This is a genomic window from Pseudomonas sp. HY13-MNA-CIBAN-0226, from assembly GCF_040310305.1.
Lineage (GTDB): Bacteria > Pseudomonadota > Gammaproteobacteria > Pseudomonadales > Pseudomonadaceae > Aquipseudomonas > Aquipseudomonas gregormendelii.
Genome location: NZ_JBEOPS010000002.1, coordinates 1 through 26,533, shown reverse-complemented (window position 1 = coordinate 26,533; position 26,533 = coordinate 1). Strand labels below are relative to the sequence as shown.

The following is a 26,533-nucleotide window of genomic DNA, read 5'->3' as shown; positions in this document are numbered from 1 at the left end:
ACTGATCGGGAATATCTTGATTAGTAGTCATAATCTTCATGCGGTTTTGAGAAAAATTCAGTAATGGCCAACACCAAAGTCAACGACCTGCAGGCTTTTTTGGCAGTAGCGCGAGATCAGAGCTTCACGAAAGCCGCCGCCAAACTGGGCGTCTCGCCTTCTGCGCTAAGCCATACGATCCGCGCACTTGAACAAAGACTGGGGATACGACTGCTGGCCCGTACGACACGCAATGTGGCGCCCACGGAGGCGGGGGAACGGTTGATGCGCTCGATTGCCCCGCTCTTTGACCAGATTACCGCCGAGCTTGAAGCGCTGGGCGAGCTGCGGGACAAGCCCAGTGGCACGATTCGTATTTCCTGTACTGACGATCAGATTGAATTGTGCGTGCGGCCGATGCTTGCAGAATTCCTGACGTGCTACCCGGATATCACGCTGGAGTTCTACGTCGACTATGGCTTCACCAACGTGGTCGAGGAGCGATTTGATGCCGGCATCCGAATGGGCGAATCGATCAGCAAAGACATGATCGCCGTTCGCATAGGCCCGGATTGGCGGTTGGCCGTGGTGGGTTCTCCAGAATACTTCGCCCGCAACCCGGCTCCCACAACCCCCCATGAGTTGACCAGACATAAATGCGTGAACATCCGCCACCGACCATCCGGGGCGATCTACGCCTGGGAATTCGAAAACAATGGCAAGGCTTTTACGGTCAAGGTCGACGGCCAACTGGTGTTCAACAGCATCATGCATGTACTCAACGCAGCCGCCGATGGCATTGGCTTGGCCTACGTACCCGAAGAACTGGTTGCACCGTACCTGGCCGACGGCCGACTCCAGGAGGTCCTGGCCGACTGGTGCCCTGAGTTCCAGGGCTACCATTTGTACTATCCCAACAGACGCCAGACGTCTGCAGCGTTTTCTGCATTGGTGGAAGCGTTGAGGTACAGAAGCTGACCTAACGAAGTCATACGACCTCTACAGCTTTGCCAAAGCACTAGAAAAATTCAACTTAGCTCAATCCTAAAGCCTTCATCGCTCAAAAACTCTCTTGCCCGGCCTGGCTGAATACGGTACAAATCGAAGCAGTTGTACGACAACATAACAAAAACCCACGAGCCATCCCGAGTTGGCCTGTCACCCTTCGAGATCTGCCATGCCCCGCCCTGCCCTTGCCCAAACCCTACCGGCGCCTTTCCCCCGCCATCTCGCCGTGATCATTCTGTTGTGCATGGGCTGTGCGTTCGCCGGCAACCATGTGGCGGCACGGGTCGCTTTCGATGATGGCGCGGGTGTGTTGCTGGCGATTTTGCTGCGTTCTGGCGGGACCTTGCTGGTACTCGCCATCCTGGTGCTGTGGCAAAAACAGAGTCTGCGTCTGCCGGCAGGTGCCTGGCGCTGGCAATTGCTGTTGGGCCTCCTGATTACCGCGCAGAGCCTGTGCCTGTACTCGGCTGTCGCGCGGGTGCCGGTGGCACTGGCGCTGCTGGTGGCAAACGTGTTCCCCATCCTGCTGGCGTTGCTTACATGGGCAATGGGCGGCCCGCGACCAACCGCGCGCACCGCTATGTTGATGGGTTTGATTCTGGTGGGGCTGGTGTTTGTGCTCGACGTCCCCGGGCGCCTTTCGACCACCAGCGACGTCAGCCCGGAATGGCTCCTGGGCGTCGCACTCGCGTTCTGCGCCGCCAGCGTATTCGCCTGCGCGTTGTGGATCACCGACCACAAATTGGCGCAGGTACGTGGTTCGGTGCGCAGTCTGTTGACCATTTTTATCGTCTTCAGCAGCGTCAATCTGGCGGGCCTGACCGGCGCCCTGCCAGGCGGACTGAACCTGCCCGCAACCTCGACCGGATGGCTGGCCCTCGCCACTCTGGTGGTGCTTTATGGCACCGGTTTTATCGTGCTGTTCATTTCAGTGCCTCGACTGAACATGCCACGCAATGCGCCGGTCATGAACATCGAGCCGTTGGCAACGCTGCTGATGGGCTGGATTGTGCTGGATCAAATGCTCAGCGCGGGGCAGGTGCTGGGAGGGGTGATTGTGGTCACCGGCATCGTTTTGCTGACTTATCGCATGACCGGCGCGCCAAAGTAGGCATCGTCATTACAGGAATGAAAACTCAATATTGCGTAGAAAATAAACCGACTACGCTAAACAGGTCACCATCACGTCGCTACAGGGGACATGGGAATGACCGCCAAAACAGCGCATCCCTGCTCAACCTGGGTCATACCCTCCCTGCTCGCCATTAACCTGGCGCTGACTGCCGGTTGTTCCGGCGGAACCACCACGGCTCGCTACGCGGCTTCGAACGTCGGTTCAAGTTGCTATGCCAAGGCCTTGCCCACGGCCGGCGAAGGCGGCCTGGCGTGGGGGGCTACCCTGAGCATCGCCCGGCAGAAGTCGCTGAATAACTGCGCTCGTTATGCCGGACGATCAGGCGGCACGCCCAGGACCTGCAAGGTGGTCTTGTCGGAGTGCCGGAATTGATGCATCAGGGAGTTGGGGGTGGCGGCAGGTTTTGCCAGGCCGGTCAGCTCAACGCCAGCAGCTCCCGCGCCTTGGCGATCACCAGGTCAATATTGAACGGCTTTTCCAGCACCGCATCGAACAGGTCCGAGCGCTGCATGCCGATGTGGGCCTGGGCACCGCTGATCAGGATGATCGGCAATTGACTGGCCACCGGCAGTGCCCGAACCGCCTTGGCAAATTCGAGGCCGTCCATCACCGGCATCATGAAGTCGGTAATGACCAGCGAAGGACGCTCGCGCTCCAGCACCTCAAGCCCTTTTTGGCCATTGCTGGCCTTTACTACCATGAACCCCTCATCCTCCAGCGCGTAGCCGAGGATATCAGCGATCAAGTACTCGTCGTCGACGACCAGGATGGTGGTCATGTCAATTCAACCCGACTCACAGACTTAGGAAATTGAACCGGGCAACGCAGAATCATTGGGGACTGCCGTTGCATGTCGTGAGGCCTTTTTCAGTTCGACGCCGTGTTCATGGATAACCACTTCAAGAAGCGAGGGGTCATAGCCGCTGTCTCGTACCTTGAGAATCGAAAGCAGTCGTCGAAGTTCAGACTGGGTCTCGAAGAAACGCATCAGCATCAGGTTATCGACGATGCTCGACAGGTCCGGCGTCGGCGCACTGACCTCGGAACCGAACAGGTCACGCATCTCCCACGAGGCGAATACCGTCACGCCCCGGGCGCGCAGTTCGCTCATCAGGGCGCTGTAGAAATCAGTGATCCGCGCCGGCGTGGTCGACACCCGTGCCAGACCACTGAGGCTATCGATAAACACGCGCTTGATGCCCTTCTGCTCGACGATGCTCAGCAGGCGTGCACCCAGGCTGTCGATCAAGCCCTCGGTGGTGGGCTGCCAGGCAATGCTGAGCGCGCCACTTTCTTCCATGCCCTTGATGTCGATCCCCAACGACTGGCCCTTGAGCCGCAGCCGTTGCGGACTTTCGTAAAAACCGAAATGCAGGCCGGGGGCGTCCACCGTCGATTCAGCAAGAAACTTGAGGCCCAGGGTGGTTTTGCCGACCCCCGAAGGGCCCATCACCAAGGTCACGGAGGAACTGTGCAACCCGCCGCCGATCAGACCGTCAAGCGCACCAATGCCGCTGGGGATGCGCGTCAGGTCTGCGCTGTCGGGCATGGACGGATGGCTGTAGAGGCTTTCCAAACGTGGATAGACGACCAGGCCGTCATCGGTGATTTCGCATTCGTGCAGGCCGGTAAGCGCGCCGCTGCCCCGGGTCTTGCGCATCTGGATGCGCCGCACGGAACGGGTGCCGAACAGCTCTTCACCGATCTCAATGACGCCATCGACCATGGTGTGCTCGGGGCTGCCGTCATCCAGCCGGGAGCTGGTGAGGAACAGCACGGTGCAACCAGCGAAGGCGGCGTGGCCTTGCAGCTCGGAGATGAATTTTTTCGTGTCGATGGGTGAGTCGGCCTTGGAGCGCGCATTGAGCAAGCCGTCGACCACCAGCACCGTGGCCTTCTGTCGGCTGATTTCACGCCGCAGCAGTTTGACCACTTCGTCCAGGCCTTCGTTTTCCAGGGTGTCGAAAGCGCTGACAAACTGAATCTCGGCGCCGACTCGGGCCGGCTCGAAGAAGCTCAGGGTCGAGAGAAACTGAAACAGGCGATCATGGGATTCGGCCAGCAACGTGGCGACCAGGACCCGGCCGCCATTGCGCGCATGATGAAACCCGAGCTGGTTGGCGAGGATGGTTTTACCAGAGCCCGGGCGTCCTTGAATGATGTAGGACGAACCCGCGACAAGCCCACCCTTGAGCAGAGCATCAAGCCCCTCGATTCCGCTTTGAAGGCGTTTTAGCTTTTCCACAATGAAACCCTGATCTGAACTACAGGCCATCGGCCGAAGGTCTACGATGCTAACGCCATTTTCCGATTCGGGCTATCCACTCGCTCGCTTACGCACAAGGTAAATACAGGGTGAAGGCACTGCCCTGGCCCAGGCAACTGTCCACGCGTATCTCGCCACCAGACTGCTTGGCAAACCCGAACACCTGGCTCAAGCCCAGGCCGGTGCCCTGGCCAACGGTCTTGGTCGTGAAAAAAGGTTCGAAAATCCTTTCGAGACAAAACGGCGCAATGCCCGAGCCGTTGTCGCTGACAGCGATGGCAATGAAGTTGCCGTCGATGGCAGGGTCACCCCGGGTAGCCGGAATACGCTCGGCTGCGGTCACGCTGATGACCATTTCACCCTGGCCGTGCATGGCTTCAATGGCGTTGTTGGCCAGGTTGAGCAGCGCCACTTCGAACTGGCCTGGATCAGCGAGAATCGCACAGAATTGTTCAGGCAAATCGATGACTACGTTGATGCCCGGCCCAACCTGCAACGTAATGGCGTCGGCGATGGCCGTGACACTGGCGTTCACATCCAGCGCCGACGGATTGAGCGCCTGGCGGCGCGCAAATGACAGCAACTGACCGGTGAGGCTGCTGCCTCTTTCCACGGCCTCGGAAATCGCTTCGACCAGGCGCAGACGGCGTTCCTCGGAACTGCCAGGGCGCTTGAGCAAGTCACAGGAGGACCGGATAACGGTCAACAGGTTGTTGAAGTCATGGGCAAAGCGTCCGGTCAAGCGCCCCACGGCCTCCATCTTCTGCGACTGACGCAATTGCTCCATGCGCACCTGCACCTGATGCTCAAGGGACGCGGCCAAATCGCGCAGATCATCCCGGGCACGGCAGCGTTCGGTTGCCATGCGCGTGCGTTCGGCGACTTCGCGAATCAGCGCCAGCTCATCATCCGACCAGTCGCGAACCTCGCAATGGTTGAGGTAGAGCAGCGCCACCGGCCGGCCTTTCTCGGTGATGGGCATATTGATAAACGACTGGGCGCTGATCGCCTTGAGCTGCTGGGCACTGTCACGAGTTCGCGGGTCCTCGCCGACATCGCGCACCACCACGGTCTCGCTCTTTTTCAGGTCTTCGATGTAGCTGCCGTATTCGCGAAAACTCAAGACGCCAGCCAGGGTTTCAATCCCCGGCGCGTTCCAGTCGCGCTCAATCGTGATGGTCTCGGCCACCGGGTCGATGGTGCCGTAGCCGACCCGGCTGACCTGCAATGTGCGCCCGAGTATTTCCGCTGCCGCATAGGCTAACGCGGGCGTGTCATCCAGGTCGCGAATCCGCTCGCCTATCTCTATAAGGGCGAGCCGATGGGTGTCGTAGGCCAGGAAGCCAGCGCCGGCGCCTGGTAAGTGATTAGTTGGCATGTTGAGTCCGGCTCGTTGTGAGACTGCCCTTCGTGCACCGGGCAACGTCGTCTTGTGTAAAGCCAACCTTTGCTTTTTGCCCACCTGACGGCGAGCGCAAAATTGCTCCCCTATGGGCGATGGATTGCAATCCACGGCAAAAGGTTTCAAATTTTTATGTTGAGTATCATTTTACTCAGGTGGATGCCTGCTGCTCGCGCAGGAACACCTCCAGCTCCGGGACCGGCAAGGGCCGGCTGAACAGGTAACCCTGCACCTGGTCACAACCGTTTTCCGTGAGGAATGCCAGCTGCTCGGGGGTCTCTACCCCCTCGGCGATGACCTGCAGATCAAGGCTGTGAGCCAGCTCGATAATGGTCCGGGCAATCGCGGCGTCCTGGGGGTTGCTGGTCACCTCGCGGATGAAGGCGATGTCGATCTTCAGTTTGTCGATCGGGAATCGCCGCAGGTAAGCCAGGCTGGAATAACCGGTGCCAAAGTCGTCGATGGAAACCTTGACCCCAAGTTGTTTGAGCGTTTGCAGGCTGGCGATGGTGTGGGCGGTATTTTCCATCAGCGAGCTTTCGGTCAGTTCGATTTCCAGCCAGCGTGGTTCAATCTGGTTGTCGATCAGGGCCTGGCGGATGCTGGCGATCAGGTCGCCCTCGATGATCTGCTGGCCGGACACGTTGACAGCCACCTGCAACGGCCCCTGCCCGGCACGTTGCCACTCGGCCATTTTCTGACAGACCCGGGTGATCACCCAGTTACCCACCTCGGTAATCAGCCCCATGCTTTCCAGGATAGGTACGAACACCGCAGGGGACACATTGGCCTGCCCCGGCCGCGGCCAGCGCAACAGGGCTTCAAGCCCGCACACCGCGCCGTCTTCCAGGTCGATCTTGGGCTGGTAGAACAGTTCGAACGCCTGCTGTTGCACGGCTTCGCGCAGGGCGTTTTCCATCTCCTGGCGCGCCGAGGCTTCCACGTTCATTTGCGCGGTATAAAACCGGTAGGTATCGCGGCCGATCTTCTTCGCCCGGTGCCTGGCGGTGTTGGCCTGCTTGATCAGACTCTGGGCATCGGCGGCGTCGTTGGGGTACAGGGAAATACCGATACTGGCGGTCATCGACGTGTCCTGGCCGTCGAGCTGAAACGGCAGGCGCAGCACTTCACGGATGCGCTCGACGGTTTGCAGCGGGTCCGCCTGGCCCTGGCGGAGCATAAGGATCAGGGCGAATTCGTCACCGTGCAAGCGCCCCAAGGTATCGCTGACGTTGAGGCAGCCAGTCAGGCGCTGAGCCAGCTCAGCCAGCATCTGGTCACCAAGCAGGTGGCCCCAGGTTTCATTGACGTTGTTGAAATCGTCCAGATCAACCGTCACCACGGCCAACTGCCAATCGCTGAGCACCGCCTGGGTGAGCCCCATCTCCAGTGTGGTAAAAAACAGATTGCGGTTGGGCAGGCCGGTCAAGGTGTCGTAGTGGGCCATTTGCAGCATGCGCTGGTCGTTTTCCTTGCGCTGGGTAATGTCGCGCGCGATACCGACAATGATCCAGTCGTCGCCGGTCTTGTAGGCCTGGCGATGGACTTCCACCTCCAGGTAACTGCCGTCCTTGCAACGGATGCGCGACTCTGCAGGCTCGTTCGGCCCTGTGCCGGCGATGATCTGGTCATACAAGCCCTTGAGCTCTTCAATGGTTTGATCGCCGAGGTCCGCAGGTGTCATGCGCAGGAGCTCTTCAGGGGTGTAACCCAGCACCTGGCAAGCCCGCCGGTTGAATTCGATCAGCTGCATGCTGCTGCGGTTGACCAGGAAAATCGCGTCCCCCGAGGCATCCATCGCCGAGCGAAAGCGCTCCAGGTCGATGGTGCGCTGCTGCAGCTGCTCTTCGAGCATCAGGCTGTGGCTTTTGAGGTAGTCGCCGAACGCCTTGAGCCGCAGCAGGTTGCGCACCCGCAGCCACAATTCGGCACTTTCCACCGGCTTGCTGAGAAAGTCTTCAGCCCCCGCCTCCAGGCCCGATATACGCGCACTGTGCTCCCCCAAAGCCGAGAGCATGATGATCGGAATGTTCGAGGTGGCCTTGTCGGTTTTCAGGTGGCGGGCGACTTCGTAGCCGTCCATGCCCGGCATCATGATATCGAGCAGGATCAGGTCGGGCGGCTGTTGCGCAATCATCGCGAGGGCCTCTTCCCCCGAACTGGCGGTTTGTGTCTGATAACCCTGATTCTGCAGCAGGATCTGCAGCAGTTTGCGCACATGGGTTTCATCGTCGACGATCAACAGGGTTGCGGCAGTGTCGGACATGGAGAGAGCTCAGGTAGAGGGCTGTTGAGGCAGAGTGTTTTGCAGCAACGTGTCGATGACCCGGTAGAGCTCCTTGTAACGTAGTGGTTTGATAATGTACGCATTGCAACCCGCCAGGCGGGTCTTTTCCTCGTCTTCCTTCATGGCCATGGCGGTGAGCGCCACCACCGGAATGGCCGCCGTCGCCGCGTCCTTCTTGAGCAGCGAGGTGGCCTTGAGGCCATCCATGCCCGGCAGCTGGATATCCATCAGGATGAGCGCAGGCTGCCGTTCGCGTGCCAGCTGCAGGCCGGTTTCCGCATCAGCCGCGCAAATGACGCTGTGACCGGCACTGGTGAGCAGCAACCGGGCCAGGCGCATATTGGCGGCGTTGTCTTCGACGATCAGGATTTCAGCCACGGCGCCTCCACAATTGTTGTTCCACGGATGGGCAACCAGGCCACGAAACGGGCCCCTGCCCCTTCGCGGCTGGCAACCGCGACACTGCCACCCTGCAGCTCGGTCAATTGCTTGACCATCGCCAGGCCCAGGCCAGTGCCCTCGAATTTACGGGCCAGGCTGCTGTCGATCTGGCTGAAGGCCTTGAACAGCTTGTCCATGTCCGCCTGGGCGATACCAATGCCGGTATCGCTGACACTCAGTTGCAGAAACTGCTCATGCTCGCTGGACGGCACCTCAAAGCCATGCACGGGCCAGTCGCCTTCAATGATCCCGACCTGTTCGCGCGTAACCTGCTTGACCGCCAGCGTGACCACGCCTTCAGCGGTGCTGAACTTCACCGCGTTGGCCAGCAGGTTGTAGACGATCTGCTTGGTCTTGCGCAGGTCCAGCTCGAAGGTGCCCAGGTCGTCGTCGGTTTCCAGTTTCAGCTGAATACGTTGCAGGGCCGCCTTTTCGCGCACGATCAGCAAACTGTTGCTCAGCAGGCCTTGCAGCTCGACGGGTTCGAGCTCCAGGGCCATCATCCCGGCTTCGACCTTGGACAGGTCGAGAATGTCATTGATCAGCGACAGCAGGTGCTGGCCGCTGGTAAAGATGTCGCTGATGTACTCGCGCTGGGTGTCGGTCATGTCACCCACCATGCCGTCCTTGAGCGCTTCGGAAAAACCGATCACGGCGTTCAACGGAGTGCGCAGTTCGTGGGACATGGTCGCCAGGAACTCCGACTTCATCAGGCTGGCATGTTCGAGTTCGACGTTTTTCTCTTCCAGCGTGCGCTCGAAGCGCTTGCGCTCGGTGACGTCCCGGGCGGCGGCAAATACCCCCTGCAGCTTGCGATCGCGGTCGTGGAAGGTCGCCGCGTTATAGGACACCACGGTTTCGGTGCCGTCGTAGGCCCGCACCGTCAGTTCATAGTCGCTGACCTTGTTTTCGCTTAGCACGCGCTTGATGGCCGCATCGGCTCGTGCAGGGTCGGTGAAGAAGTTGCGACACGGTGCACCGATCAACTCGTCCCGGGTGCGCCCGGTCAGCGCCATCATCTGCTTGTTGACGTCGGAGATGATCCCCTGGGGATTGGTCATCATCAGCGCATCGATGTTCGACTCGATCAGCGAGCGGGTATAGAACTGCTGGTCGCGCAGGCGCTGATCGAGCAAGGCCTGGGTGGCTTCTTCCTGCTTGCGTGCGGTGTTGTCAGTACCGATCAACAGGTAACCGATGATGACTTCGGCGCTGTCGCGCAATGAAGTCACCGAGACCATTGCCGAGAGGCGGCTGCCGTCCTTGCGGATGTAGGTCAGCTCATAAATATCTTCGATGCCCCGGGAAGCCTTGAATACCAGCGCGTCGAAGCCCGGCGTGATTTCGGTCTTGAGTTCCAGGCTGAGGGCTGCGGCGCGGGTGATCAGCTCGGCAGGGTCGGAAATGTCCGCCGGAGTGATCTTGTCGACCACATCCTCTGACAGGTACCCAAGCATGCGCTCGGCACCCACGTTGAAGATCTGGATCACGCCTTTTTCGTCGGTAGCGATGCTGGAGAAATAAGCGCTGTTGAAAATCGCGTCTTGCAGGGCACCGGTCTTGAGCAGGCTTTTCTGCCTTCGAAACTCGACAATCTTCTCGGCGCGAGACTGGGGTTCGGAGGGTGGACGATCTACCGGCGGGTTTTCCATGAAATGGTTTTCCGTTAACTCGCAAACCTGACCGTGATGACGGTGCCGTAAAGCGTGCTTACGGAAAATCGCCCGAAGGGGCGATTAGAGGTTTTCATACGATAGCAGAGCTCGGCTCGAAGGTGCGCCAGGAAACTTTCGTGAGGCTTTCAGCGATGAACAAATCCATCAACCGCACACCCAACACCGAGGGGCCATGGGGCCCCTCGACGGTTGCAGCTGCTACAGGCTGAACAGGTCAACGCCCAGCTGGAACGCGACCCACAGGGCCAGGCCGGTCGCAAAGTCCGGCATGCCCGGTACCGACCAGACCAGCGGAGTCACGAGTATGAACAGCATGAACCACTTGTGCATCGGATCATGGTGAAACTCTTTGCCGTACTTGTCGCGACGCTTGGGCAGCACGTGCTGGAAGGCATCGGTAATGAGCATCGAGAAGGCGGCGGTTTTGCCGGAGATGCTGGCGAACAGCGTGGCAAATACGCCGATGAAGAACACAGAGTAGATGTTGCGACCGACCAGCAGCCACACCACCAGCACCACTGCCAGGGAACATAACAATGGCTGGTCGGGGAGAGTGTGGCAGATGTTTCCATATTGACGGCCGGGCCCGGTGACCCGTGTCCCCGGCCGCTGTGCTCGGTTTCAGTCTTTACCCGAACAATTAATTGCCAGTCCGCTTATTGGATCACCTGTGCATATACCCCACGATCGACGTTACCCCCCGACAGGATCACTCCGACTTTCCTGCCCGCCATTGTTTCACGCTCCTGTACCAGGGCCGCCAGCGCCGAAGCGCCCGCGCCTTCTGCAAGGTTGTGGGTATCGGTGTAATACATGCGCATCGCTTCGGCGATCTGCCCGTCGCTAACCGCGACAATTCGCGACGCGCCCGCACTGTAGATGGCAAATGCCTCGGGAATCGGCTTGCGCACCGCCAAGCCATCGGCAAAGGTATTCGCCGAGGGGGTTTCACAGATCTCTCCCGCCTCAAACGATAACCTGGCGGCGTCAGCCTCCGTCGACACCACTCCCACCACCTGGGTCTTGAGGCCCAGCGCGTCGCGCGCGGCGATCACCCCGCAGATCCCCGAACCGCAGCCGATCGGCACATAGACGGTGTCGAGGTCGGGCACCGCAGTGAACAGTTCCAGGGCATAGGTGGCCACGCCCTTGACCAGTTCGGTGTGGAACGGTGGCACCAGCAACAGGTCATGCGCCTGCGCCAGGCGAGCAGCCTCGACCCGGGCGTCATCGAAATCGCGGCCGCACTCGACCACCTCTCCCCCGAAGCCACGCATGGCGTTGTTCTTCTCCACCGAGTTGCCTTCGGGCACCACGATCAACGCGCGCAAGCCCACGGCACTGGCAGCCACCGCCAGGCTCTGGCCATGGTTGCCGCGAGTCGCGGTGACGATGCCCTTCACGCCGGGGTGGGTGCGCTTGAGCCAGTGCATGAAGGTAATGCCGCCGCGTACCTTGAAGGCGCCCGTGGGGGTGTGGTTTTCATGCTTGACCCACACCGTGCAGCCCAACCGTTCTGCCAGCAACGGCCAGGCGTACTGAGCCGTGGCGGGCATGACCTGGTACACCAGGCGGGCGGCGTGTTCGATGTCGTCGCGAGTCAATGTGTGCATGGTCCGTCTCCTTGAGGTTTTGCCCAGTCTAGGTGCGCAGGCGCTACGTCGGCTTTCAGAAAACCGACCTGACTTTTTTGCCCCATCTTCACTACTATGCGGGCATGAACCCGCGAAATCGCCAGCCCTCAACGCTCATGACCGAACCGGTGCGCCGGGTCGACGCCGGGCCGTGGGCGATTGAGTTGTTGCCCGCCGCTCCCTACACGACCCGTTACGTAGCAAGCCAGGCCGCCATTGGCTTCGCCTTTGACAGCCAGCGCGGCGTGCACGCCATCGGCAACGACCGGGTACGGCCCTTCCTCGCCACTCCCAACGGCCTGGCGTTTGTCCCGGCCGGTTGCGATGTGTTGTCCGAGTCCTCGCAGGGCGGTGAATACCTGCGGGTGGTGCGCACCGATGGCCTGGAATTGCCCGGCGATCATGCTTTTAATAATCGTATCGATCCGCAAGCGATCCGCCTGGCGCTGCGCATGCGCAACGCAATGCTGCACGCCGCCGTGGATGACGATTGGCAGGCCTGGGCACTGGCCCTGGCTGAGCGGGCAACGGCGCACATCGCATCACCTGCGCAACCGACAGGCTCCCTTACGGCCAACCGCCTGCGCCTGCTGGATGAGTTCATCGATGCGGGCCTTGAGGGGCCGCTGAGTGTGCTGGCGATGGCCGGCCTTTTTGAACTGTCGGAAGGGTTTTTCATGCGGGCGTTCAAACAGGCTACCGGTAAAAGCCCGCACAGCTACCTGATCGACCGGCGCGTGGCCAAGGCCCGCGCCCTGCTGCGCGACTCAAGCGCCAGCCTGGCCGAGATCGCCCTCATCTGCGGCTTCAATTCCCAGGCACATATGGCGACGCTGTTCCGACAACGGCTGGGGGCGAGTCCGGGGCAGTTGCGCAGTGGCAAATGACAACACCACTCACCCCGCCTCAATCAGAATCGGGCAGGGAGCATTCTGCAAAACCTCATACGCCACCGAGTTGCCCACCAGCCGCTCAAACGTCGACATGTGGTGATGCCCCATCACAATCAGATCGCACCCCTGCTCCCGGGCGTGGTTGCAGATGGCATCCTCCGGGTCGCCGGCAATGACGGTGGCCGTGCATTTGATGTGCCGAGCCTGAAGAAACAGCCGGGCCTTTTCGACAATTTCTTCGCAGTGCAACTGCTCTGCCCACGAGGCGGGCGATGCTTGCCGGGACTCAAGATCCGGTGCGCTGAATTCGTACGCGATTACGCTCACGACATGCACACGCGTGGCGTCATGGGCCACTCTCATGGCCAACTCCAGGACCTTGTCGCTCTGGGCGTTGCCATTGATAGCCACCAGGATTTCACTGAACATCATTGATCCCGTTTGAATGCTGGATAAGAAGGCTGAAGAGCTGCGAAGTCTAGCAACCGTCAAATTCTCCGATAACTGACTTGTGAGCACTGTATGAGTGCACACAACGCAGCAATCAGCTCACTCCAGGTATGGGGCACCACCAACCCCGTGCCGAGCGAACTTGCTCGCGCTGGTTCGCAAAGCGGCCCCAAAACCTGTCGCCGCGAAACGATAAGTTGCGTTTCGCCACGTTAGAATCAAACCCGCTAATCAGCAGATTCGACAGCGGCAAACCTACTAATCTACCAGTGCAGTTTTTCCACTCTGGAGATTCGAAATGAAACTCAAAAACTCATTGGCATTGCTGATCACCGTCACCCTGGTCGGTTGCACCACTCCAGCCCAGAAAGGAGTGTCCGTGCCACTCCAGGCCACCCGGCATAACACCGGGCAAATCGGCAATGTAACCCTGGCCAACTGGGGCAAGAAAACCGGATTCAACTTCATCATCAGTGGCGTTCCCGACGGCGCCTCCCTGCCGCTGCGGCTGTATACCTTCATCAACAAGGGCAGCTGCCAGCAGCCCGGCCCCGTTGCCTACGAAATGAACGACCAGGTCGGCACCGAACGCCAGGCCATTCGCGGCTGGGTATTCTCAAGAAGTGCGCCAGTGGAACTGCCCGTGTTGCTTGCCAGTGAGCACTCGGTCGTCGTGCGAACTGCCCCGGACAGCGGCAATCTCGATATTTTTTGCGGTGATATCAAGCGAGCAGGCTCGGTGAATTAGTCATGGGCATGTGACGCGTCATGAGGGCTTTGCAGTGCAAGCATGTAGCCTGGAGCATTAGTTTTTCGGCAGTAATGTGCTCCCTTCGGTGTTTCCTGCGTCGCACTTCTCACTGCCCGCGCCATTCACCCGGAGTTCCCCATGCCCTCGCCCCATTCCTTCCCGGCAGCCCTGCTGGGCCTGGCTCTCGTCTGTCCGGCCATCGCTGCGGCACAGGGCATGGAGTTGGGGCAGGTGCTGATCGAAGCTGACGGACAAGGCACCGCAGACTCGTCCATCGAGGAAGCCAGCGAGCGGCTTTCCCAGGTGCCTGGCGGCACTAACGTGGTCGACATGCGCCGTGCGCTGCAGGGTCGAGTTGCCAGCAACCAGGATGTGCTGGCCTATCAGCCGGGCGTCTATGCGCAGTCTGCGGGCAATGAAGGGGTGAAGATTTCGATCCGTGGCTCCGGAATCAACCGTGCGCCCGGCGCCCATGCCTCGGGTCTGTACGCCATGCTCGACGGCCTGCCGCTGACGGGGCCGGGGGGCACGCCCTATGAGTTGCTGGAACCGCTTTGGCTCGATCATGTGGAAGTGTTGCGCGGTGCCAACGGGTTTGACCGCGGTGCACTGGCCCTGGGTGGGGCCATCGACTATATCAGCCACACGGGCTACGACGCGGCGCGGTTGCAGGTGCGCTATGCGGTAGGCAGTCACGGCTATCAGCAGCGCCAGATCAGTTCCGGGCAGGTGCTGGGGGCATTCGATTACTACGTGGCGGTGACCGACGCGAGCGCCGACGGGTATCAGGATCACGCCGCCAGCAAAAGCCAGGGGCTGATCGCCAACTTCGGTTATCGCTTCAACCCGAACCTGGAAACGCGCTTCTATCTGCGCCACCGCCAGACCGACAACGATCTGGCCGGGCGCGTGACCAAGCACTCCATCGAGCACGACGCACGGGCCGCCAACCCGGCCTATGTCGCACGGGACGACAGCCGCGATCAGCCGGGCAGCACGTTCATCGGCAACAAGACCACCTGGTTCATCGATGACGATTCGAGCATCCAGACCGGGCTGGCCTATCACGACTATCCGATGGACCTGCGCGAAGGCCCCAACCGCCTGAAGGTAGCGTATTCGGATGTCAGCGGCACCTTCGACTACAAGCGTCGCGATACCCTGTGGGGCCTGGAAAGCCAGAGCAATGTCGGCCTGCGAGTGACCAGGCACCTGCCCAACGCCGGCGCCAGTGAATCGGTGCGCATCCCCACCGGCAACACCGCCGGGTACGCCCCGGGCACCGCCATGCGTAATTTCACCTATCAGGGCTCGGACACGGTATTGCACGCAGGCAACGATCTGCAGATCGCCGACGACCTGTGGCTGACCACCGGCCTCGCCGCCATCTACACACGGCGCGAAAGCGCCGTGACCTACCCGGACGGCGGCGGCAAGACCAGTCTCAATGACTGGGACTACGCCCCGCGCCTGGGCCTGCGCTATCAGGTGAACCCGGACCTGCAACTGTTTGGCAACCTCAGCCGATCCGTTGAAGGGCCGCATCCCTGGTCGCTGATCTACAGCGCCAACCAGCGCTTCCCGGCAGGCAGCGGCGCCGCCACGGGCACTCAACGTGATCCGGTCAAGCTGCAAAACCAGACCGCCACCACCCTGGAACTCGGCGGGCGCGGCGACAGTCGCCTGGGTCAATGGAGCCTGGCCTGGTACTACGCCCAGGTGCATAACGAGTTGCTCTCGGTGCTGCCGGACGCCAACGCCACCACGCCATACGAACTCAACGCCAGCCCCACCGTGCATCAGGGTGTGGAAGCCGGCCTGCAGAGCAACCTCTGGTCCCGAGACGACGGCGGCCAACTGAGCCTGCGCCAGAGCTATACCTTCAGCGACTTCCATTACCGCGACGACGATCGCTTCGGCGACAACCGCCTGCCGGGCCTGCCAATGCACTACTACCAGGGCGAACTGCGTTATGACTGGCCCCAGGGATTTTTTGCCGGGCTGAACACCCAGTGGGTATCCAAGGTGGCAGTCGATTACGCCAACAGCTATTACGCCGATCCCTATGCGCTGTTCGGTGCGACGGTGGGCTACAACTCGCCCAAGGACGACTGGCAGACCTGGCTGGACCTGCGCAACCTGACTAACAAGCACTACGCCGCCACGGTCACGCCGGGCTATGACGACAAGGGCCTGGATGCCGCGCGGTCGACGCCGGGTGAAGGCCTGGGTGTGTACGCCGGGGTGTCTTGGAGCCTTCGCTGAGGCCTGCACGTCGCTGAGTTGTGGTCTACGCTTGCGACAATTTTGCGGTGTTGCGCAGATTGGCAATCTGAACAGGAGGGGTGATGAGCAATTTCGCCATCGTGGCCACGGTACTCTCCATGATCCTGGGGTTGTCCGTTACCCGCCTGCTCCTGGGTGCATTGACTGTTTTCCGCATTCGCCGGGTCGCCAAACCTGACTGGGTGCCCCTGGTCTGGGCGATCATGCTGTTCGCCACCCAGCTGGATTTCTGGTGGGCGGTGAACTCCCTGCCGGCGGTCAAGACGACCTTTTCGTTCCCCGAATTCCTGGTGCTGGTCCTGCTGGCGTTATCGTTGTTTGTGGCCGCTGCGCTGCTGCTTCCCAGCCGCAGCGAAGACGAACAGAACGGCCTGCGCCTCTACTTCGAGCAGGATGGCCGCTACGCCCTGCTGTCGCTGTCGACCTACCTGCTGCTCGGGCTATGCGTTAACGTGTGGTTTTTCAAGGCCTCGCCGCTTGCACTGTGGGGAGTCCTGGATGTGATCATGATCGTCCTGCCGGTCTGCGCATTCCTGGCCCGGTCACGTAAAACGTATTCGTTCATCACCCTGATTTACGTGCCCTTCACTGCGCTGGACCTGGCGGTTTCACTGTCCAACTAAGCGCGCTGTGGCCTGCCTTTAGAGGCCTCGCCCCGGGCTTGTCGTTCTGCGGAGTAAGCCTCGCCAAGTGCCTTGCCTAACCCTTCCCGATGCAACAGTTCGGCAATCTCTGTCAGACAACGTTCTGACCCACACCGCAAATCCCCTGCTGGAGCAATTGTCTTCCCCTTGCCGCATCAATGTCGAATGTGCAGACGCCGTCGCGGGCAAGCCCGGCTCCCACAGTGATCTCCGCCCAACACAATTGCTGCGCACACCAACAACACCTGTGGGAGCGGCGGTGCGACGATTCGACTTGCCCGCGAGCAAGCGTCGTAGCCGGCTAACGCAATACGGCTCTGCGTGGCGTACTCGTTGGCGCGTGTTGCGTGCATTCCCAAGGGGAATGCGATTGCACTCAATCGAGCACCTTAATCTGCGTTAACCCTACCACCTCAGCTTGTTGCACAATTTCCTCCGGCGATGCGTCAGCTGGGGGCATGATCAGGCCGTTTTCCGCGTCACCAAAATGTAACTCCAACAGATGCAGAGCGGCCTCATGCACTGGTAACTGCTCCTGCTTGAGCTCGAACAGGTGGGAGCGGAGCTCGCCGTTGAACAGGTATTGCACCGTGAAATTGCGCATGATCGATCCTCGGAATGAAAGAAGAGCTGCTGATCATCCTGACCTCCTGGTCAGTTTTTAGTTCGCACAATTTCAGCTTGGCAACGATCCTTGCGGGAGCGGCCGCCACCATTGTCATCATGTCGCTGAGCACCTTCGCCATCGGGCTGATCCCGTCCTATGCCTCGATTGGCATCTGGGCGCCGATCCTCCTGCTGCTGGCCAAAATGGCGCAGGGCTTCTCGGTTGGAGGGGAATACACCGGCGCCTCGATCTTCGTCGCCGAATACGCCCCTGACCGCAAGCGTGGTTTCCTCGGCAGCTGGCTGGACTTCGGCTCGATCGCCGGTTTTGTCCTCGGTGCCGGGGTGGTCGTGCTGATCTCCACCATCATAGGTGAAGAACAGTTCGAAGCCTGGGGCTGGCGTCTGCCGTTCTTCCTCGCCCTGCCCCTGGGCATGATCGGCCTCTATCTGCGTCATGCGCTGGAAGAGACTCCGGCGTTCCAGCAGCATGTAGAGCAGCTGGAACAGGACGATCGCGACGGCCTGGCACGTGGGCCGAAGGTGTCTTTCAAGGAAGTCGCCACCAAGCACTGGCGCAGCCTGTTGACCTGCATCGGCGTGGTCGCGGCGACCAACGTCACTTACTACATGCTGCTCACCTACATGCCGAGCTACCTCACGCACAACCTGCACTACAGCGAAAATCACGGTGTGTTGATCATCATCGCGATCATGGTCGGCACGCTGTTCGTGCAGCCGCTGATCGGGCTGGTCAGCGACAAGATTGGTCGTCGTCCTTTCATCATCTGCGGCAGCGTTGGCTTGTTCTTCCTCGCTATTCCGGCGTTCATGCTGATCAACAGCGGCAAGCTCGGCCTGATTTTTTCCGGGTTGCTGATGCTGGCGGTTCTGCTGAACTTCTTCATCGGGGTAATGGCGTCCACCCTCCCGGCGATGTTTCCTACGCACATCCGCTACAGCGCGCTGGCGAGCGCCTTCAACGTCTCGGTGCTGATAGCGGGCCTGACGCCGGCTATCGTCGCCTGGCTGGTGGAAAGCACACAAGACCTGTACGTGCCGGCGTATTACCTGATGGTGATCGCCGTGGTCGGCCTGGTCACCGGCGTGACGATGAAAGAAACGGCCAACAAACCATTGCGCGGTGCGGCGCCAGCGGCGTCCGACCTGGAGGAAGCACGGGAGCTGCTGCAGGAGCATCATGACAACATCGAGCAGAAGATCGAGGACCTCGATGCCGAAATCGCCGAGCTGCAAGCCAAGCGCGAGCGGCTGGTGCAGCAGCATCCGCTAATTGATTAACCCATCTGTCCCGGGTGATTCGCTCAAGTCTCGGCGAGCGGAAAACCCAGGCGAAAACGCGTACCGGTTTCGTCACTGTCCACGCTCACCCAACCGTCATGCAGGTGCATGATCGAGCGGACGATGGCAAGGCCCAACCCGCCGGAATCATCCGGCTGATTGCGTGACGGGTCGCACCGGTAGAACCGTTCGAACAATCTCGGCAGATGTTCCGCAGCGATCGGCGCGCCCTGGTTGTGCACCGTAATCTCCAGGCGGTCCTGCAGCAGGGTGCTGCTGATCGTCACCGCCGTGCCAGGCGTCGCGTAGCGCAGGGCATTGGCCAGCAGGTTGGCCAGAGCCCTGCGCACCAGGCCGGGGTCGGCCAGCAACTGATCATGGGCCTGGTTGATCAGCCCTACCTCGCGCTCCTGCGCCACGCCTTCAAAGTAATCACAGAGCTGCTCGATCAGCTCGTGCAAGTCGATTTGAACGGCTTTCACCGCCGCGTCGGACTGCTCGGTGCGGGCGAGAAACAGCATGCTGTCGATCATTCGCGCCAGACGCTCGTATTCTTCCTGATTGGATACCAGCAGGTTTTGGTAATCCTCGATCGAACGACTGTGCCGCAGGGTCTGCTGGGTATGGCCCATCAGGTTGCTCAGCGGCGTGCGCATCTCATGGGCCAGGTCTTCGGAAAAACGCGACAGCTGGGCAAAGCCGTCTTCCAGTCGTGCGAGCATCTGGTTGAGTGCATGGCTCAGCGCCTGCAGCTCACTGAGTTCACTGAACTCATCGAGGCGCAAATGCAGGTGCTGCACATCGATCCCGGCAGCGCGCCTGGCCAACAGGCGCACCGGTCGCAAACCACGCTGGCTGACCCACCAGCCCAGCACAAAAGCCAGCAGCGCACCGACCGACATGGCCAGCCAGAGCTTGAATCGATAGGCCGCCAGCATCTGCTCTCGCTCACCAAGCAACTTGCCGGCGATCAGGGTGAGACGGCGGTCGCCCTGGGTGACATCCTTCCAGGCAAGGCGCACGGGTTCTGACGCATCTGCGTCAGCAACGAGCGCCTGGGGCGTGGCTGGCAACCTTGGCAGGTTCATCTGGGCCGGGTTGATTTCGATCAGCACCTGGCCGCTTTCATCGAGGATCCACAGCAGGTTGTCGCGATTGCCCAGCATGTTCTCGTAGAGCTTGGGCCGACTGCGCAATTGCTCGACGCTGTCGCTGTCGTTGATCAACGCCTGCATGCGCTCGAGGCGACCGAGCAAGGCCTGGTCATCGCGCCAGGCAATCTCCCGCTCGAGGGACTGATACAGGTAAAAGCCGATCGCGCCCAGCAACAGCGCGCTGACGAGCGCGAACATCACCGCCAGGCGCAGGCTGAGGGCGCGCGGGAACAGGTTCAGGATTGCACCTCGAGCATGTAGCCAATACCGCGCACGGTGTGGATCAACTTGAGCGGGTAAGGATCATCCACCTTCGCCCGCAATCGACGGATCGCGACGTCGACCACGTTGGTGTCGCTGTCGAAGTTCATCTGCCAGATCTGCGAGGCGATCAGCGAACGGGACAATACCTCCCCTTCCCGACTGAGCAGCAAGTGCAGCAGGGCGAACTCCTTGTTGGTCAGGATCAGGCGCTCCCCGCCGCGGGTGACCTTGCGCCGCACCAGATCCAGGCTCAGGTCGCCGACCACGAAATGTTCGACCTCACGCGGCGGGCCGCGGCGCAGCAGGGTGCGCACCCGGGCCAGCAATTCGGCATAGGAGAAAGGTTTGACCAGGTAATCGTCAGCGCCCAGTTCCAGCCCTTTGACCCGATCGTCCACGGAATCCCGGGCCGTCAGGAACAGTACCGGGGTTTGCCATTTGCGCCGGATGATCTGCAGCAATTGCCAGCCATCCAGGCCGGGCAACATGACGTCGAGGATGATCAGGTCGAACTCGCTCTCCTGAGCCAGGTGCTGGCCGTCCAGCCCGTTCAGGGCGATCTCGACCACATAGCCCGACTCAGTCAGGGCCTTGCGCAGGTAATCCGCCGTCTTTGCTTCGTCTTCAACCACCAGGATACGCATTTTTTCCTCCAGAACTGGAGCATAGGCTAGCCCGCTTCGCGTGGTTCTCACATTACATATTGGTAATGATCGGGCAATCATCCTGAGCGGACGGGCCGGGCATCATGGCGACCAATGACTCAACCCGCCCTGATCAAGGAACAAGCATGCGTACCGGCCTATCGACTTCATTGCTGATCACACTCGCCATGAGCCCTGTATTCGTCCACGCCGCCCAGGCGCCAGTGCCGCGGATGGACGTGACGCTGGCGCTGGCCAATGACTTGCTCAATGCCACGCTGGGCGCCTGCCACGCCGATGGCCGCACGGCCGTTGCCGTCGTCGTCGACCGTGGCGGCAACCTGGTCGCCGTGCAGCGCGACGACAACGTCGGCCCGCACAACACGCTGGCCGCTCAACGCAAAGCCTACACCGCGCTATCGACCAAGACCTCGACCCGCCTTCTCGCCGAGCGAGCTCGCAGCACCCCGGATGCAGAAAACCTCAACACCTTGGGTGAATTGTTACTGCTGGGTGGGGGCGTGCCATTACAGTTCGAGGGCCAGGTGATCGGCGCCATCGGAGTGGCCGGCGCCGGTGGCGCTGCATTCGATGAAGGCTGTGCACTGGCTGCCATCAACCAAGTCCTCCCTGCCGTTAAACACTAAGGAAATCACCATGACTGTATTGAAATCTCTCTTCGCCGGCGTCGTATTGAGCGCCCTGTCGACCCTGGCATCAGCGGCAGCCAACCCGCTGAGCGTCCACGTACTCAACTTGCAGGATGGCCTGCCTTCCCCTGGGGTCAACGTCACGCTGGAAAAACAGGACGGCAAGAACTGGGACATGCTCAACAGCGCCGCGACCAACGAACAGGGGCGGGTTACCGGTTTGTATCCGGAAGGCCAGAACCTGGAGAAAGGCACCTACCGCGTCACCTTCAAGACCGGCGAGTGGTTCAAGGCGCACAAGGTGGCCAGTTTCTTCCCGGAAGTACCGGTGATTTTCGAGGTGGATGGCACCGTTCCTCACTACCACATCCCGCTGCTGCTCAGTCCTTACGGGTTTTCGACCTACCGGGGTAACTAAAGCGCAAAAAAAACCCCGCAACCGAATGAGGTGCGGGGTTAAAAAATTGGTTGGTTGCGGCCAACCAAAGGAGCTCTGTAGTAAACCTTAGATGCAGTCCTGTGCTGCACGTTCAAAACTGGAAGGCAGTAAATTCGACGCCAGCAAGTGCCGCTCATAGATGAACACTTTGCCGCCGTGGCCGGCCTTGTAGGCTTCCAGCACGTTGTCCGCCGAGATTTTGCTCGGCACCACGATCCGGTAGCTGCGCTGTGTCTGGGAAACGGTCGGATGCAACGCACTGCCCTGCAACTTCGGTACGACGCAGTCAGCGTACTGGGCCGGAGTCTTGCTGGTCTGCAAGGTCATGGTCGGATCGTTCGGCGCGGAGGCACAACCGGCCAGCAGCAACGAGGCATACGCCATGGCAAAAACAAAAAGAGCACGCATCCATCTCATCCTGAAAAAATTGGGCGATTCAGCAGTTGAACGGCATCGCCCTGTTCGATGGTGGTGATTTTCCGGGTATTGTCAGCAAAGTAGAACTTGCCTTTGGTGATGTTCACTATTACTTCTAGCAATAGTTGCCCGCCGTCCCGGCAGGCACGCCATCTAACAAGATCGATGAGGGTCTCTACTTGAGAACTTTTGACTTTATCCGCGACGCCGTCTTGCCCCAGTACCGTGAACGGGTGGCCGAATATCTGGTGCAGTACGAAAGCGTGCTATTGAGCGACCCCGCGCCGAGCCCGGAGCTGGCCCGGGACACTGCCAATCAGCTACGCGGCTACCTGCGCGGCCTGAACACCACGCGTGTATTGGGCATGGCGGATCTGGAGGAGCTGGACCGGCGTCTGGCAGATACCTGGCTGTAGATTCGGCCGCTGCCTTGCTGTGGGAGCAAACCCCGAGCCTTCGATCAAACCGGTTGAACCTACCCGCCGCCCTACCCCTCGGATATTAAAATCAGATCGGGTAAACCCATGGACATCGAGGACACACTACTGCGCCAGCGCAAGGTGCTTGCCGAATTTGGCGAGCTGGCCCTGGTGTCGGATGATCTTGAGCACATCCTCGACGAGGCCTGTCGCCTGGTGGGTGAGGCGCTGGAAACCAATCTGGCCAAGTTCATGTTGTTGCGCGAAGACGGCATCACGTTCCTGGTGCGCAACGGGATTGGCTGGACGCCGGATGTCGTGGGCAAGGTCCAGGTGCAAGCCTGTGAAGGCAGCCCGGAGCGTTACTCCCTGGACACTGATCTACCGGTGATCTCGGTGAATGTCGCCACCGAAACTCGCTTCCGCTACCACGACTTCCAGACCAGGAATGGCGTGCAAGCGTTCGTCAACGTGCTGGTACACGGGGCCACCGATCAGCGTCCCTTCGGGATTTTCGAAGTCGACAGCCGCTGCCCTCGCGAATTTACCGACAGTGATATTGATTTCCTGCGGGTCTACAGCAATCTGCTGGGGGCGGTCCTCAAACGCTTCAACGCCTTGCAGGTCATGCGCTCCACCGAAGAAAAACTGCGCGAAAGCGAGAAGCACTACCGGATCGCCGCAGAGCTCAATCCGTTGTGGCCCTGGAGCGCCGACAGTCAAGGCGCGCTGATTTCCATCGATCAGCGCTGGCACGAATACACCGGGCTGAACCCGGCGCAAACGCTGGGTCGCGAGTGGACCCAAGCCGCCCACCCTGACGATCGCCAATCCCTGGCGCAAGGCTGGGATCATTCGCTGGCGACCCTGGAACCCTTCGATCTGCACGTCCGATTGCGCAAGCACGATGGCGAGCTACCCTGGTTCAGGGTGCGCGCATTGTGCAGCCTCGACGCTGGCGGGCACAGCGAGCAATGGTATGGCACCCTGGAGAACGTCGATGACCGGGTGCAACTTGAGTCAGCGTTGCGCGACTGGAACGATTTGCTGGAAGACCGAATCGCCCAGCGCACCGCGCAGCTTGAGGCCGAACAGCAAGAGCGGGCCATGGCAGAATCCAAACTTCGGCAAAGTCAGAAAATGGAAGCAGTCGGCCAGCTGACTGGCGGCATCGCCCACGACTTCAACAACTTGTTGGCCGGGATCATTGGCAGCCTTGAGTTGATGCAGCGACGCATCGACGCCGGGCAGCACAATCAGCTCACCCGCAACAACTCAGTCGCCATGACTTCCGCCTCCAGGGCGGCCGCCCTGACTCAGCGGCTGCTGGCGTTTTCCAGACAACAATCACTGGAGCCCGAGCTGCTCGAACCGCGCACCGTCGTCGCGGGCCTGGAAGAAATGATCAGGCGTTCGGTGGGGCCCAGCATTGTCGTCGAGTGCTCGTTCAGAGCGAGCGACCGCATCCGCTGCGACCTCAACCAGCTGGAAAATGCCCTGCTCAACCTCGCCATCAATGCGCGGGATGCGATGCCCGACGGCGGCACTCTGAGCTTGATGGTTGATCGCTGCACTATTGATGCGCCAGCGTCCTTTGACAGGAACATGCCCCAGGGTACCTATGTCAGCATTTCGGTCACCGACTCGGGCACCGGTATCAGCCCGGATATCCTCTCGCGCATCTTCGACCCTTTCTTCACCACCAAGAAAATAGGTGAAGGCACCGGCCTGGGCCTGTCGATGATCTATGGCTTCACCCAGCAATCCGGAGGCCAGATCAAAGTCCACAGCAGCCTCGGTGTAGGTACGACCGTCACCATGTACTTCCCGGTAGACCATTCGCAGCCGGGGCATAGCCGAAAAAAAGCCGGTGAAGCGCATTCCACGCTGCCCGCAGCCCACAACGAAGTCATCCTGCTGGTGGACGACGAAAAAGCCATTCGGCAGATGGTATCGGAGTTTCTGAGCGAGATGGGCTATCGCGTGATCGAAGCCGTGGACAGCGTGTCTGCCATCAAGCAGGCGGAAAAACTCGACCATCTGGACCTGTTGCTGACGGATATCGGCTTGCCCGGCGTGATGAACGGAGTCAGCCTGGCTGCGGAATTCAGGGGGCGATACCCGTCGCTCAATGTGCTGTTCATTACCGGTTTTGCCGCAGGTTCGCGCCTGGTCTCGATGGATGCGTCTACCCAGGTATTGCCCAAGCCGTTCAGCCTCAATGATCTGAGCCATCGGGTGCGCGAGCTGCTCGATTCAGGCCTGGGCAGCACATAGCTGTCGCTCTGGCCAGCGAAGCTGCGCACACACCGTCGTTTTGCCGACGGTGTGGAGCGAGCGGTTATTTGTCGGACTTGATACTGGTCCACACCCGAGTACGCACCCGCTCAAGTTTCTGTGGCAGCGGTTGCACGACGTAAAGGGTTTTCAGGGCTTCGCTGGTCGGGGTCAGGTTCGGGTTGCCGGTAATGTCCTTGTTGATCAGCGCGATCGAATCCTTGTTGGCGTTGGGGTACCCGAGGAAATCACTGATCGGGGCGATGACTTTAGGGTCCAGCAGGGTATTGAGGAACTCGTGGGCCTCCTCGACGTTCTTCGCACTTTTGGGAATGGCGAAGGTATCGAACCAGATCGGCGCGCCTTCCTTGGGAAGGCGCCAGTCCACTACTACGCCATTACCCGCTTCCTTGGCGCGGTTGCCGAATTGATAAAAGCTGCCGGAGTAACCAATGGCGACGCAGATGTCACCGTTGGCAATGTCGGTCATGTATTTGGCGGAGTTGAAGTAGGTGACATACGGGCGGATTTTCATCATCAACGCCTTGGCTTTTTCGTAGTCATCGGGATTCTGGCTGTTGGGATCCAGGCCAAGGTAATGCAGGGCCAGCGGCAGGATTTCCGAAGGTGAGTCGAGCATGGCCACGCCACAGGCCTTGAGCTTCTCCATGTTCTCGGGCTTGAACACCAGGTCCCAGCTGTCCACCGGGGCATTCTCGCCAAGTGCCGCCTTGACCTTGGCCGGGTTGAAGCCAATCAGCACGGTGCCGTACATATAGGGCACGCCGTAGAGATTGCCGGGATCGTTCTTGTTCAGCAGCTTGAGCAGTTCCGGGTCCTGATGGCTCCAGTTCGGCAACTTGGATTTATCGAGTTTCTGGAACACGCCAGCCTTGATCTGGGTTTCGATGAACTGGTTCGACGGCACTACCAGGTCGTAGCCGGAGTTACCGGTCAACAGCTTGGCTTCCAGTGACTCGTTGGTGTCGAAGGTGTCCCAGGTCACCTTGATGCCAGTGTCCTTGGCGAAGTCCTTGGGCACCGATGGCAGGATGTAGTCTGCCCAGTTATAAACTCTCAGTTCGCGCTGTTCGGCGTGTACTGCGGCGGCCAGCAGTGTCAGCCCGCACAGGCCTGCACCGAGAATGCGTTTCATCGTTTGCATTGATTTCCCCAAGTGTGACGTCAGTACGATGGTTTTTATGTTCTGTACACGGCAGCAGGCTTGAAAAATAGCCAAAGGCAAGGAGCAGCAGGAATCTGATCGTCGTGGCGACTGCCACCGATTCTTGCTGACAGCAGGGTCGGTTCACAGTGGGCGATTGGCCAAAAGGGGATCGAAATGGCCAAAATACTTGTCCGCAAATGGACGTCGAAGGGTTTTATAGGCTATACGAAAAAGCCCGCTCTAAGCGGGCTTCAGATTTGGAGTTGTCTCGTCCTGAATAAGGTTTACACCTTCTGGCTTCTTATCAGGAAGGTGCAATGAATACGGGCGAAAAACGTAGC

The 26,533-nt window shown here is 60.1% G+C and carries 24 protein-coding genes and 2 pseudogenes; 12 read left to right on the top strand and 14 right to left on the bottom strand.

Annotated features, from left to right (window positions below; genetic code table 11):
• Positions 1–63: 63 nt before the first annotated feature.
• The 3 genes from AAEZ05_RS02275 (at position 64) to AAEZ05_RS02265 (ending at position 2,494) form a co-directional block, all read left to right on the top strand.
• Positions 64–957 carry a LysR family transcriptional regulator gene (locus tag AAEZ05_RS02275; protein WP_045059055.1) on the top strand — a complete coding sequence of 298 codons (894 nt, stop codon included), beginning with the start codon at positions 64–66 and terminating at the stop codon, positions 955–957.
• A gap of 199 nt (positions 958–1,156) precedes the next feature.
• Complete coding sequence (locus AAEZ05_RS02270) at positions 1,157–2,098, top strand: EamA family transporter (protein WP_045059054.1); 942 nt, start codon at positions 1,157–1,159, stop codon at positions 2,096–2,098.
• Positions 2,099–2,194: 96 nt separating this feature from the next.
• Entirely contained in the window at positions 2,195–2,494 is a 300-nt protein-coding gene (locus AAEZ05_RS02265; protein ID WP_350601140.1) for a hypothetical protein, read from the top strand.
• Between the two features lie 43 nt (positions 2,495–2,537).
• Here AAEZ05_RS02265 and AAEZ05_RS02260 read toward each other — a convergent pair whose 3' ends face one another.
• The 8 genes and pseudogenes from AAEZ05_RS02260 to AAEZ05_RS02225 all read right to left on the bottom strand — a co-directional run bounded on the left by AAEZ05_RS02260 (position 2,538) and on the right by AAEZ05_RS02225 (position 11,807).
• The gene (locus AAEZ05_RS02260) at positions 2,538–2,900 is read right to left on the bottom strand and encodes a response regulator (protein ID WP_045059053.1); all 363 of its coding nucleotides are present in this window, start codon (positions 2,898–2,900) and stop codon (positions 2,538–2,540) included.
• Positions 2,901–2,924: 24 nt separating this feature from the next.
• Positions 2,925–4,367: an ATPase domain-containing protein gene (locus tag AAEZ05_RS02255; RefSeq protein ID WP_045059064.1), complete on the bottom strand. Its 1,443-nt coding sequence runs from the start codon at positions 4,365–4,367 to the stop codon at positions 2,925–2,927.
• Between the two features lie 88 nt (positions 4,368–4,455).
• Positions 4,456–5,766, bottom strand: a complete 1,311-nt coding sequence (locus AAEZ05_RS02250) for a sensor histidine kinase (protein WP_350646502.1) — start codon at positions 5,764–5,766, stop codon at positions 4,456–4,458.
• Between the two features lie 175 nt (positions 5,767–5,941).
• Positions 5,942–8,056, bottom strand: coding sequence for an EAL domain-containing response regulator (locus AAEZ05_RS02245; RefSeq protein WP_205892242.1), 2,115 nt, complete (start codon positions 8,054–8,056; stop codon positions 5,942–5,944).
• A 9-nt stretch (positions 8,057–8,065) separates the two neighbouring features.
• Positions 8,066–8,455 (bottom strand): response regulator, encoded by a 390-nt coding sequence (locus AAEZ05_RS02240; RefSeq protein WP_350646501.1) that lies wholly within the window; start codon positions 8,453–8,455, stop codon positions 8,066–8,068.
• A complete protein-coding gene (locus AAEZ05_RS02235) occupies positions 8,440–10,170 on the bottom strand; it encodes a PAS domain-containing sensor histidine kinase (protein WP_350646500.1) in 1,731 nt (576 codons plus the stop codon). Before AAEZ05_RS02235 ends, AAEZ05_RS02240 begins: the two co-directional genes overlap by 16 nt.
• A 222-nt stretch (positions 10,171–10,392) precedes the next feature.
• Positions 10,393–10,668: pseudogene (locus tag AAEZ05_RS02230) on the bottom strand (Nramp family divalent metal transporter); the annotation flags it as partial.
• A gap of 182 nt (positions 10,669–10,850) precedes the next feature.
• Positions 10,851–11,807, bottom strand: a complete 957-nt coding sequence (locus AAEZ05_RS02225) for a threonine dehydratase (RefSeq protein ID WP_350646499.1) — start codon at positions 11,805–11,807, stop codon at positions 10,851–10,853.
• Positions 11,808–11,911: 104 nt separating this feature from the next.
• Between AAEZ05_RS02225 and AAEZ05_RS02220 the strand changes: the two genes are divergently transcribed.
• A complete protein-coding gene (locus AAEZ05_RS02220; RefSeq protein ID WP_205892246.1) occupies positions 11,912–12,715 on the top strand; it encodes a helix-turn-helix transcriptional regulator in 804 nt (267 codons plus the stop codon).
• 9 nt (positions 12,716–12,724) lie between these two features.
• On the opposite strand, the gene AAEZ05_RS02215 is transcribed toward AAEZ05_RS02220, so the two are convergent.
• On the bottom strand, positions 12,725–13,150 hold the full coding sequence (locus tag AAEZ05_RS02215) for a universal stress protein (protein ID WP_350646498.1): 426 nt from the start codon (positions 13,148–13,150) through the stop codon (positions 12,725–12,727).
• 319 nt (positions 13,151–13,469) lie between these two features.
• Between AAEZ05_RS02215 and AAEZ05_RS02210 the strand changes: the two genes are divergently transcribed.
• From AAEZ05_RS02210 to AAEZ05_RS02200, 3 genes are all read left to right on the top strand, one after another.
• On the top strand, positions 13,470–13,919 hold the full coding sequence (locus AAEZ05_RS02210) for a hypothetical protein (protein ID WP_045059047.1): 450 nt from the start codon (positions 13,470–13,472) through the stop codon (positions 13,917–13,919).
• 141 nt (positions 13,920–14,060) lie between these two features.
• The gene (locus AAEZ05_RS02205; protein ID WP_045059046.1) at positions 14,061–16,187 is read left to right on the top strand and encodes a TonB-dependent receptor family protein; all 2,127 of its coding nucleotides are present in this window, start codon (positions 14,061–14,063) and stop codon (positions 16,185–16,187) included.
• 83 nt (positions 16,188–16,270) lie between these two features.
• On the top strand, positions 16,271–16,831 hold the full coding sequence (locus tag AAEZ05_RS02200) for a hypothetical protein (protein ID WP_045059045.1): 561 nt from the start codon (positions 16,271–16,273) through the stop codon (positions 16,829–16,831).
• Between the two features lie 397 nt (positions 16,832–17,228).
• Here the strand turns inward: AAEZ05_RS02200 and AAEZ05_RS02195 are convergent, their stop codons facing one another.
• A complete protein-coding gene (locus AAEZ05_RS02195) occupies positions 17,229–17,456 on the bottom strand; it encodes a hypothetical protein (RefSeq protein ID WP_045059044.1) in 228 nt (75 codons plus the stop codon).
• 101 nt (positions 17,457–17,557) lie between these two features.
• Here AAEZ05_RS02195 and proP point away from each other — a divergent pair.
• Positions 17,558–18,760 (top strand): annotated as a pseudogene (gene proP / locus AAEZ05_RS02190) (glycine betaine/L-proline transporter ProP); the annotation flags it as partial.
• A 23-nt stretch (positions 18,761–18,783) separates the two neighbouring features.
• Here proP and AAEZ05_RS02185 read toward each other — a convergent pair.
• Together AAEZ05_RS02185 and AAEZ05_RS02180 are read right to left on the bottom strand one after the other, a co-directional pair.
• Positions 18,784–20,154 (bottom strand): heavy metal sensor histidine kinase, encoded by a 1,371-nt coding sequence (locus tag AAEZ05_RS02185; RefSeq protein ID WP_045059043.1) that lies wholly within the window; start codon positions 20,152–20,154, stop codon positions 18,784–18,786.
• Entirely contained in the window at positions 20,151–20,822 is a 672-nt protein-coding gene (locus AAEZ05_RS02180; protein WP_350646497.1) for a heavy metal response regulator transcription factor, read from the bottom strand. Before AAEZ05_RS02180 ends, AAEZ05_RS02185 begins: the two co-directional genes overlap by 4 nt.
• Positions 20,823–21,010: 188 nt before the next feature.
• Here AAEZ05_RS02180 and AAEZ05_RS02175 point away from each other — a divergent pair, with 188 nt between their 5' ends.
• Together AAEZ05_RS02175 and uraH are read left to right on the top strand one after the other, a co-directional pair.
• Positions 21,011–21,469, top strand: coding sequence for a GlcG/HbpS family heme-binding protein (locus AAEZ05_RS02175; protein ID WP_236695851.1), 459 nt, complete (start codon positions 21,011–21,013; stop codon positions 21,467–21,469).
• Positions 21,470–21,479: 10 nt separating this feature from the next.
• Complete coding sequence (uraH, locus tag AAEZ05_RS02170; protein WP_045059040.1) at positions 21,480–21,890, top strand: hydroxyisourate hydrolase; 411 nt, start codon at positions 21,480–21,482, stop codon at positions 21,888–21,890.
• Between the two features lie 87 nt (positions 21,891–21,977).
• On the opposite strand, the gene AAEZ05_RS02165 is transcribed toward uraH, so the two are convergent.
• Positions 21,978–22,319 carry a YajG family lipoprotein gene (locus tag AAEZ05_RS02165; protein WP_045059039.1) on the bottom strand — a complete coding sequence of 114 codons (342 nt, stop codon included), beginning with the start codon at positions 22,317–22,319 and terminating at the stop codon, positions 21,978–21,980.
• 188 nt (positions 22,320–22,507) lie between these two features.
• Here AAEZ05_RS02165 and AAEZ05_RS02160 point away from each other — a divergent pair, with 188 nt between their 5' ends.
• Both AAEZ05_RS02160 and AAEZ05_RS02155 read left to right on the top strand, forming a co-directional pair.
• Positions 22,508–22,744: a hypothetical protein gene (locus AAEZ05_RS02160; protein WP_045059038.1), complete on the top strand. Its 237-nt coding sequence runs from the start codon at positions 22,508–22,510 to the stop codon at positions 22,742–22,744.
• 108 nt (positions 22,745–22,852) lie between these two features.
• Entirely contained in the window at positions 22,853–25,024 is a 2,172-nt protein-coding gene (locus AAEZ05_RS02155) for an ATP-binding protein (protein WP_350646496.1), read from the top strand.
• A 64-nt stretch (positions 25,025–25,088) separates the two neighbouring features.
• Here the strand turns inward: AAEZ05_RS02155 and AAEZ05_RS02150 are convergent, their stop codons facing one another.
• Positions 25,089–26,189: a polyamine ABC transporter substrate-binding protein gene (locus tag AAEZ05_RS02150; protein WP_045059036.1), complete on the bottom strand. Its 1,101-nt coding sequence runs from the start codon at positions 26,187–26,189 to the stop codon at positions 25,089–25,091.
• Positions 26,190–26,533: the final 344 nt, after the last annotated feature.